We start from the raw sequence: 9,053 nt of genomic DNA on the forward strand, positions 1-9,053 counted from the left end.
GCTGTGGTGCGGTCCCGGGAGGTGGGGTGGGCCGTCGCGGTGAGGGGATCGTCCCGCTGGCGGTCGGGGAGGTCCTCTGTCAGCTGCGGACGAGCCGCGCGATCGCGTCGGCGGCCTCGCGGACCTTCGCCTGGCCTTCCTCGTCGGAGGACTGTGCGGCCTGCACGACGCAGTGGCCGAGGTGGTCTTCGACGAGCCCGAGGCTCACGGCCTGGAGGGCCTTGGTCACGGCGGAGACCTGTGTCAGCACGTCGATGCAGTAGGTGTCTTCCTCGACCATCCGCGCGATGCCGCGGACCTGGCCCTCGATGCGGCGCAGTCGCTTGAGGTAGTCCTCGGTGGTGCCGCTGTATCCGGCCATGGGTGCTCCTTCGTGCGTCGACATGACGGTCGCCGTGGCTGAGGTGCCCAGGGGACCGTAGCTACCACGATACCCCCACAGGGTATGGGATGACCATGGGGCCCGCGCGTCGCCCGGCACCGGGCCGTCGTCTCAGCAGAGTAGCCTTCCTCGCGTGAAGACCCTCAAGGCGTACTTCGGCCTGACCGACGACGGGACCCGGGTCGGCCCTGGCACGTCGATCGGCGTCTCGCTCGCGCTCTCGATGCTCGTGAGCATCGGGCTGCGCTTCGTCATCCCGGGGGCGAGCCCGGTCGTCCGCCTCGTGCTGTGGTTCGTCGTCATGCTCGTGCTGTTCCGCTGGGCGGCGTCCAACGCCGAGAAGCAGCGTCAGCGGCGCCGCGGCGGTCGCTGAGCCGCAGCGAGCGGCCCGGTCTCCCCACGACCAGCGCAGACGCCATCCCTCGGGGGACTGGCGCGCGAGGCCCGTCTGCTCCACGATGAGCAGCAGGGCACCGTCGCCAGGTGCTCGTCCCTCAGAACGAGGAGCTGACCATGTCCGAGACGATCATCCCCACCTTCGCTTCTGTCGCCCGCCAGGTCTGGTACTGGACGGTGATCCGAGGGGTCTTGGCGGTCATCTTCGGCGTCGTCGCCCTCGTCGCGCCCATCTCGACAGCCGTGTCGCTCGCCGTGGTCGTCGCGGTCTTCGCGATCGTCGACGGGCTCTTCGAGATCGTCGACGGCATCCGGCACCGCTCGACAGGTGGAGCGGGTCTGCGGATCCTCCAGGGGGTCCTGACCCTCGCCTTCGGTGTGGTGCTCGTCGTGTGGCCGTCCATCACGGCCCTCGCGATCGTCTGGACCGTCGGGATCTGGGCTGTCGTCGTCGGTGTGATCCAGCTGGTCGTCGCGCTGTCCTTGCGCAAGGTCGTGCGGAGCGGCTGGGGCTGGGGCGTGGTCTCCGGCCTGGTCTCGGTGATCTTCGGCGTGATCGTCGTTGCCCGCCCCTCGGCCGGGCTCGTGTCGATCATCTGGGTGCTCGGCGTCTACGCGCTCATGCTCGGGGTGCTGCTCATCGGCTTCGGCCTCCAGGTCCGCAGGCTCGCCCGCGAGGTCGACTCCCGGACGCAGACGAGCCCGACGGCGAGGTCCGAGGAGACGGCGAGGTCCGAGGAGACCGCGCGGTCCGAGGAGACTGCGAGGTCCGAGGAGCGGGCCGGGGCTCCGGCAGGGGCCCACCGCGCACCGGGCGCGCCCGTCGAGACGGCTCCAGCGAGCGAGGCGTCACACGTCGCGAGCCACCTCGCGGACCCCGCGGACCAGCCGTCGCAGGGCCCGTCGGCCGAGGCCGACCGCTGAGCCGAGTGCGTCGCTCGTCAGCCGGCTCTGCCTCTCAGCCCGCTCGGTCTCTCAACCCGCGCGGCCTCTCAGCCCACGCGCCGCACCCTCCCCGCTTCTCAGCCCACGCCCAGCCGCCCTGCCTCTCAGCCGCCCCTGTCTCTCAGTCCACGCGTCTCTCAGACTCCGTACCTCTCACGCCAGCGCCGTGACCTGCTCCATGAGGTCGGTGCTCCGGGCGTCGTACACACGCGAACCGATCCGCACACCGACGACGAGCAGCACGGTCCCGAGCGCCACCCCGACCACGAGCGTGGCCCACCCGAGGGCCACGTTCCCCGTGACCAGCGACGCGATCCCGAGGCCGACGTGCGGGAGCGTCAGGGCGGCGAGCACCGCGGCGCCGGCGGTCTGCACGAGCAACGTGGCCGTCGTCGCGCCCTGGGGCGTCGCGAAGGCGCTCTCGCCGTGCTTGGGCACCGGGTAGACGAACCGTGCGGAGGCCACGCTCGAGACGCCGAGAGCCGTGAGGTAGGTGCCGACCGTGACGCCGGCGGCGGCGGGCAGGGTGTCCCAGCGGTCGAGGTACCAGACGGAGCCGACGAGGTACACGAGCATCAGCGGCACGGCGATCACGGAGACGGCGACGACCCGGCCGAGCCGGTCTGCGCGGCCGGGCACACCGGTGACCACGTGCAGCCAGAAGGCCGTGCTGTCGTAGGAGACGTCTGCGGAGATCGCCCAGCCCATCGAGAAGGCCGTGAGCGGGCCGAGCAGGAGGAGCGTCCACCACGTCTGGTCGGCGACTGTCGTCCCGAGGCCGAGGAACACCGGGAACAGCGGCAGCACGACGAGCGACCCGATGTATCGCGGGTCGCGGCGCCAGTACGTGAGGCACCGTGCGGCGACGGCACCCGTGGGTGTCCAGCCGAAGCGCCCGAACAGCCCGAGGCCTGACATCCGGCGGGTGGTCGTGGTGGTCCCGCCGCCGGTGAGCGTCCTGTCGAGGGCCCACCGCCAGAGGGCCACGAGCGCCGCGAGGGTCACGAGGGCGACGACGAGCCGGGCGACCGCGACGAGGGGCTGACCGCCGGCGATGGCGTAGGGCACGCCCCACGCGGCACCGACCGGGGTCCAGGCGAGCACGTCGGCGACGGAGTCGAGCGAGCCGCGGCTGACGGAGCCGAGCAGCCTGCCGCCGAAGACGACCAGGAGGACCACGAGCACGACGAGCAGGGTGCTCGCGACCTCGCGGAACCGTCGGGTGGCGCGCAGCGGCGCGACCGCCGAGGTCAGGGACCTGGAGCCGACGACGCAGGTCGCGACGGCGAGGGCGACGCCGAGGACCGCCGCGAGCAGCGCCGCGACCGACCCGCGCCAGACCACGAGGCTGCCGGCGGACGCCAGGAGCGTGACGATCCCGGGGACCCCGACCACACCGGCTGCGGCCAGCCCGAGCAGCAGGTCGCGCCGCGAGATCGGGAGCAGCGCGAGCTTGCGAGGATCGAGGGTCGAGTCGACGCCGAAGGTCACGAGCGGCAGCAGCCACCACCCGACCACGGCGACCGAACCCCCGGCGACGACGACGGTCTGGGCCGTCGTGGGGTCGTCGATGCTCAGCGCGAAGAGACCGGCGACGAGCGTCAGCAGGACCGTGGCACCGTAGAGCGCGGCGAAGGCGAAGCCGACGATCTGCCAGGCGGAGCGCTTGAGGAGGTTGCCGAGGAGGGTGAGGCGGAGCCTTACGAGCTGCGCAACCACGAGAGGCCCTCTCCGCTGAGCTGTCCGCCGGCGAGCTCGACGAAGCGTTCTTCGAGGCTGCGTCCTGCACGGACCTCGTCGACGGTCCCCGCGGCGCGTACCTGGCCGTCGACGACCACGGCGACGTGGTCGCACATCCGCTGGACGAGGTCCATGACGTGCGAGGACACGATGACGGTCCCACCGCTGGCGACGTAGTCGGAGAGGATCGCGCGGATGTGGCTGGCCGAGACGGGGTCGACGGCCTCGAAGGGCTCGTCGAGGACGAGGACGCGCGGTGCGTGGATGAGCGCGGCGGCGAGCGTGACCTTCTTGGTCATGCCGGCCGAGTAGTCGACGACCAGGGTGTCGGCGGCCTCGCGCAGGTCCAGGACGCCCATGAGGTCCGCGGTGCGGCTCGCGACGGTCTCGCGGTCCATGCCGCGCAGCAGTCCGGCGTAGGTGACGAGCTGGGAGCCGGTGAGCCTGTCGAAGATCGCCATGCCGTCGGGCAGCACGCCGAGCAGTCGTTTCGCCTGGACGGGGTCGGTCCACATGTCGACGCCGCAGACCGTCGCGGTCCCGGCGTCAGGACGCAGCAGCCCCGTGGCCATCGAGAGCAGCGTGGTCTTGCCGGCACCGTTGGGTCCGACCAGCCCGTAGAAGGACCCTGCGGGGATGTCGAGCGAGATCCCCGCGACGGCGACCTTCTGACCGAAGGTCTTGACGAGCCCGCGCAGCGACACGGCGGGCGGGCCGTACGCGAGCGGTGGGGCTGAGGCATCGTCTGCCACGGAGGGTACGGCGATCGGGTCCTGAGGCTCGGTCGGCGAGGTCATGCGACCAACCTAGCGGTCCGGCCGCGGCGACTCACCCGGGCGTGCGGGTGGAAGCGGGATGTCGTCGCAGGCCAGCGGGGCGTGGGCACCTGACCGGCGCACCGCTGACCTCTGCCCCTCCACGGGTCCGCTCGCGTCAGCGTCGCGCCGCTGCCGCCGCCTTCGCTGCGCCAGGCAGCGCGTCGAGGACCCGTCCGACGGCGGTGTCGTCGTGTGCCGCCGAGACGAACCACGCCTCGTACACCGACGGCGGCAGGTTGACGCCCGCGTCGAGCATGGCGTGGAAGAACGGCGGGTAGCGGAAGGTGTCGGAGGCTTGGACCTGCGCGTAGCTGCGGGTGCCGACCTCCTGGGCGAGGTCGCCGAACATCACCGAGAACAGGTTGCCGGAGCGCTGCACCCGGTGCGCGACGCCCTCGGCGGACAGGGCGGCGCTGGTCGCGTCGGCGATGGTCGTGGAGACCTCGTCGACGCGCGCGTAGACGGAGGCGTCGGCCGCGGCGAGGGTCGCCCGGCCGGCGGCGACCGCGACGGGGTTCCCGGAGAGGGTGCCCGCCTGGTACACCGGCCCGAGGGGGGCGAGCAGGTCCATGAGGACCGACGGTCCGCCGATCGCGGCGACGGGCATGCCGCCGCCGACGACCTTGCCGAAGGTGAAGAGGTCCGGGGTGTAGCTCGCGCCGAGGGTCGATGTCTCGTAGCCCCACCAGCCGCTCGCGCTGACCCGGAAGCCTGTGAGCACCTCGTCGAAGATCAGCAGCGCGCCGTGCGCCGTGGTGATGCGGCGCAGGCCCTCGTTGAATCCGGGGAGCGGCGGGACGATCCCCATGTTGGCCGGTGCGGCCTCAGTGATGACGGCGGCGATCTCGGAGCCGCGCTCGGCGAAGGCCTGCTCGACGGCCTCGAGGTCGTTGTAGGGGAGGACGAGGGTCTCCGACGCCGTCGCCTCGGTGACACCTGCCGACCCGGGGAGGGCCTGGTTGGCGACACCGGACCCGGCCTCGGCCAGGAGCGAGTCGACGTGCCCGTGGTAGCAGCCGGCGAACTTCACGATGAGCGGGCGTCCTGTCGCGCCGCGGGCGAGGCGCACAGCGGTCATGGTCGCCTCGGTGCCCGTCGACACGAGACGCACGTGCTCGGCGGCGGGGACGCGGCGGCGGATCTCCTCGGCGAGCTCGACCTCGCCGAGCGTCGGTGCACCGAAGGAGAGGCCGCGGGCGGCGGCCTCCTGCACAGCCTCCACGACAGCGGGGTGGGCGTGCCCGAGGAGCGCCGGGCCCCACGAGCAGACGAGGTCGACGTACTCGGTCCCGGTGACGTCGCGGATGTACGGGCCGGAGGCCGACGACACGAACCGGGGGTCCCCGCCGACCGAGCCGTAGGCGCGGACGGGGGAGTTCACACCGCCCGGCAGCACGAGCCGTGCGCGCTCGAAGGCCAGGTGGTTCGCTGCGTCGTCGTGCATCGTGAGGTCCGTCCAGGAGGGGATGGTGTGCGTGACCTCCAGGCTACGGGAGTCGCCGGATCCCGGGGCGGGCGGGACGGTGCCTGTGGAGAACGTCTCATCGGACTGTGGCTGTGGACAGTGTCGATGCGCTCACCCTGCGCGAGCGCTACGTCAGGCGCTCACGGCACCTCGTCGATGCGGTCGAGGTCGAAGGTGACGCGGAGGTCGACCGCGTCATACCGGTCCCAGATCGCGTCATGGATCTTGACGACCTCGATAGTTGCCGGTCCGTGAGAGACGGTGTCGCCAACCGCGAGATCACTGTCCGTGAGGGCCGTCTCCGTGTGCTGCCCGGCTTCGTCCTCCGGCCAGACGAACAAGTCGTAAGAGAGGTCGACAGCGCCACCGCTGATCCGGTTGGGTCCACCGAGCTCGTACAGCACAACTTGCGCGGCGGGGCCAGCGCCTCGCTCGGTGCGGACGTTCAACCAGGGCACACCTGGACCGAGGCAGCACGCGCCTGTGAGCTGGACGACGTCGGGATCATCCGGTGCAGGAGGGGTGTAGTTCCAGAGATAGACGCTCGAAAGCCCAGCCATGCCGATGATCACCCCCACCCCCCACCGCATGATCTTCGAGCCAGGTGGTCGGTGCGACCGAGGAGACTTGCTCGTCACGAGCCGCTGCTCTCGAGCGCGAAGGTCTCGTTGAACTCTTCTTCCGTGAGCCTCAGCTCCTCCTGGACACCGGAGCGGTTGCCGTGTCCCCATGGATTGCGCACGACGATGAGTCCATCAGAGTCGACCTCGGCGACGAAGTAGACGTGCCAGGAGGCGATGGTGGTGTCAGACCATCGGTGCTGGGTCAAGCATGTCATCGGATGTCCCTCATCGAGCAGCTGCTGGACCTGTTGTACAGAGACATGGCCCGAGCCCCAAGAACCAGGGCCGTAGGTCTCTGTCTCCCTGCCTGTGGTGACTTCGATGCCCGTCGCTGGGTGTCCTGCCCGGAGGCCCGCGAAGCTCCCGTCGCCGATCAGCTGGGCGCTCGCCTTCTCGTAGATGGAGACCCAGTTGGGGGCTTGGTCTTCGAGAGGTCCCCCGGCGTAGAAGGCATCTCCTTCGCCGTCCACAGCAACGTCCCCGCTCACCGTCACCTCCGTCGCCTTCCCGTCCGGGTAGAGGGTCACGGTATACGTCCCGTTGGCGTTCGCGGTGATGTTGTCCTTGATCTGCTGTGGTCTGCTCACCAGCGCGGCGCCGAGACCGGCGAGCAACCAGCAGTCCTGGCCAGCCCCCTGGTTCACGTCCTCGTACTGGGCGTTCTCGAGCCCCTTCATGATCTTCTCCCGGTCCGCCGCTACCCACCCCGTCACCTCGTCCGAGACCTTCGGCTCGAGCGACGGGAGGCTGTCGATCATCGTCCTGACCTGGCTCTCCGTCTCGAGCCCGGCGAGCAGCTGGCTGGAGAACGTGGCGACGAGGTCGCTGTGCCCCATGGCGTGCACGGAGCCGAGGTACTGCTCGAGATTCGCCACCTGCTCCGGTGTGAGCCGCTGGAACGCCTCGAACACGGCGTCGCCGTCGTACGTCCCGGAGACCATCCCGTCTCGGAGCAGCTCGAGGTGGCCGTACATCGCGGTGCTGTAGGGGTCGGCCGCCCCGGCGAGCAGCTCTTCGATCCTGTCGACGTGCCGGTCGGACGAGAAGCCGAAGAGGTCGGCGATCATGTCTCGGGCCTGCGTCGTCGGGTCTGTCCGAGGTGCCTCCGCCGCACCGCGGATCGCCGCCGTGCACAGCGCCTCTGCCTCGGTGACCGCGGTCTGCAGCTGCGCGATCCGGCTGATGATGCCGTCGTTGGTCGCGACCAGCCGGCTCGAGTCCTGCCAGTCGTCGACGTCTCGGGCTGCGGTGCCCAGGTCGGCGACGTCGGCCGCGATCGTCTTGAGCTGGGCCTTCGCGACGTCGATGTCGTCGGCGAAGGCGACGAGCGCTCCCGAGACGATGTCGAGGATGCTCGCGTAGGCCACGGCACCGTCGGCGGCCTCGTCCATCACGGCGAGCACGGCAGGTGACTCAGGCGCCTGGTAGCTCGAGTCGAGCAGCTTCCAGCCCTTGAGGACCCGTGACGACGCGTCGCGCGCGGTCACAGCCGTCGCCCGCATCTCTGCGGCCACCTGCCGCAGCTCGTCTGTCTGCAGGTCGAGCCGCGGGACCATGTCCGCGGTCACGACGTCGTGCTGTGCCCCCACTGCTGCCCCCCGGCTGCATGGACGTCGGACCGCGGTCGCCCCCGCCCCGTCGTCTCCGGGGGCGTCACCTGCGACGCCCCCGCTGTCGACTGATGGTCGACATGCTCGCAGGCCGTGGCCGTGGGGGCGATGGTGACTACTCCCCGAGCCACCCGGCGATCTCGGTGGCCCAGTAGGTGAGGACGATGTCCGCGCCGGCACGCTTGATGCCGAGGACAGACTCGAGGATCGCCCCGCGACGGTCGATCCAGCCGTTGGCGGCCGCGGCCTCGATCATCGCGTACTCACCGGACACCTGGTACGCGGCGACGGGCACGTCGGACTGCTCGGCGACGTCGGCGAGCACGTCGAGGTAGCTCATCGCCGGCTTGACCATGACGATGTCTGCGCCCTCGAGCAGGTCGAGCGCGGTCTCGCGCCCACCCTCGCGACGGTTCGCGGCGTCCATCTGGTAGGTGCGGCGGTCTCCGACGAGCGTCGACTCGACGGCGTCGCGGAACGGTCCGTAGAAGGCCGAGGCGTACTTGGCCGAGTACGCGAGGATCGCGGTGTCGGGGAACCCGGCGCCGCCGTTCGCGGTCGACTGGTCGAGCCCGGAGCGCACGGCGAAGACCTGGCCGTCCATCATCCCGGAGAGCCCGAGCACGGTGGCCCCGGCCTGCGCCTGGGCGATCGCCATGGAGACGTAGCGCTCGAGCGTCGCGTCGTTGTCGACCCCGCCGTGCGCGTCGAGCACGCCGCAGTGTCCGTGGTCGGTGAACTCGTCGAGGCAGAGGTCGGCCATGACGACGAGCCGTCCGGCAGCCGCCTCGACCGCGATCCGGATGCCGCGGTTGAGGATCCCCTCGGGGTCGTCCGCGCCGGAGCCTGTCGCGTCGCGGTGCTCGGGGACGCCGAAGAGCATGACCCCGCCGATCCCGGCGTCGGCGGCCTCGCGCACGGCCTGGGCGAGGGACTCTTCGCTGTGGTGCAGCACGCCCGGCATCGACGTGATCTCGACGGGGGCGGTGATGCCCTCCTTGACGAAGAGCGGCAGCACGAGGTCGCGGGGGTGCAGGCGGGTCTCGGCGACGAGGGCTCGCAGCGCAGGGGTGG

9 protein-coding genes are annotated in these 9,053 nt (G+C 71.0%); 2 read left to right on the top strand and 7 right to left on the bottom strand.

The window, feature by feature from the left end:
* Positions 1-79: 79 nt before the first annotated feature.
* Positions 80-361 carry a metal-sensitive transcriptional regulator gene (locus HZZ10_RS18565; RefSeq protein WP_056127069.1) on the bottom strand — a complete coding sequence of 94 codons (282 nt, stop codon included), beginning with the start codon at positions 359-361 and terminating at the stop codon, positions 80-82.
* Positions 362-515: 154 nt separating this feature from the next.
* Between HZZ10_RS18565 and HZZ10_RS18570 the strand changes: the two genes are divergently transcribed.
* Both HZZ10_RS18570 and HZZ10_RS18575 read left to right on the top strand, forming a co-directional pair.
* Complete coding sequence (locus tag HZZ10_RS18570) at positions 516-755, top strand: hypothetical protein (RefSeq protein ID WP_179914648.1); 240 nt, start codon at positions 516-518, stop codon at positions 753-755.
* A 140-nt stretch (positions 756-895) separates the two neighbouring features.
* Complete coding sequence (locus HZZ10_RS18575; RefSeq protein WP_179914649.1) at positions 896-1,702, top strand: HdeD family acid-resistance protein; 807 nt, start codon at positions 896-898, stop codon at positions 1,700-1,702.
* Between the two features lie 174 nt (positions 1,703-1,876).
* On the opposite strand, the gene HZZ10_RS18580 is transcribed toward HZZ10_RS18575, so the two are convergent.
* The 6 genes from HZZ10_RS18580 to hemB form a co-directional block, all read right to left on the bottom strand.
* Positions 1,877-3,442 carry a hypothetical protein gene (locus HZZ10_RS18580; RefSeq protein ID WP_179914650.1) on the bottom strand — a complete coding sequence of 522 codons (1,566 nt, stop codon included), beginning with the start codon at positions 3,440-3,442 and terminating at the stop codon, positions 1,877-1,879.
* Positions 3,424-4,260 (bottom strand): ABC transporter ATP-binding protein, encoded by an 837-nt coding sequence (locus tag HZZ10_RS18585; protein WP_179914651.1) that lies wholly within the window; start codon positions 4,258-4,260, stop codon positions 3,424-3,426. The genes HZZ10_RS18580 and HZZ10_RS18585 overlap by 19 nt, the downstream gene beginning before the upstream one ends.
* A 136-nt stretch (positions 4,261-4,396) precedes the next feature.
* Positions 4,397-5,725: a glutamate-1-semialdehyde 2,1-aminomutase gene (gene hemL, locus HZZ10_RS18590; RefSeq protein ID WP_179914652.1), complete on the bottom strand. Its 1,329-nt coding sequence runs from the start codon at positions 5,723-5,725 to the stop codon at positions 4,397-4,399.
* A gap of 161 nt (positions 5,726-5,886) precedes the next feature.
* Positions 5,887-6,318: a hypothetical protein gene (locus HZZ10_RS18595; RefSeq protein ID WP_218928957.1), complete on the bottom strand. Its 432-nt coding sequence runs from the start codon at positions 6,316-6,318 to the stop codon at positions 5,887-5,889.
* Between the two features lie 62 nt (positions 6,319-6,380).
* Positions 6,381-7,937 (bottom strand): C2 family cysteine protease, encoded by a 1,557-nt coding sequence (locus tag HZZ10_RS19945; RefSeq protein ID WP_179914654.1) that lies wholly within the window; start codon positions 7,935-7,937, stop codon positions 6,381-6,383.
* A gap of 157 nt (positions 7,938-8,094) precedes the next feature.
* The coding region (hemB, locus tag HZZ10_RS18605) for a porphobilinogen synthase (protein WP_179914655.1) at positions 8,095-9,053 on the bottom strand (959 nt) is incomplete at its 5' end.

Source organism: Sanguibacter inulinus, assembly GCF_013415325.1.
Classification (GTDB): Bacteria; Actinomycetota; Actinomycetes; order Actinomycetales; family Cellulomonadaceae; genus Sanguibacter; species Sanguibacter inulinus.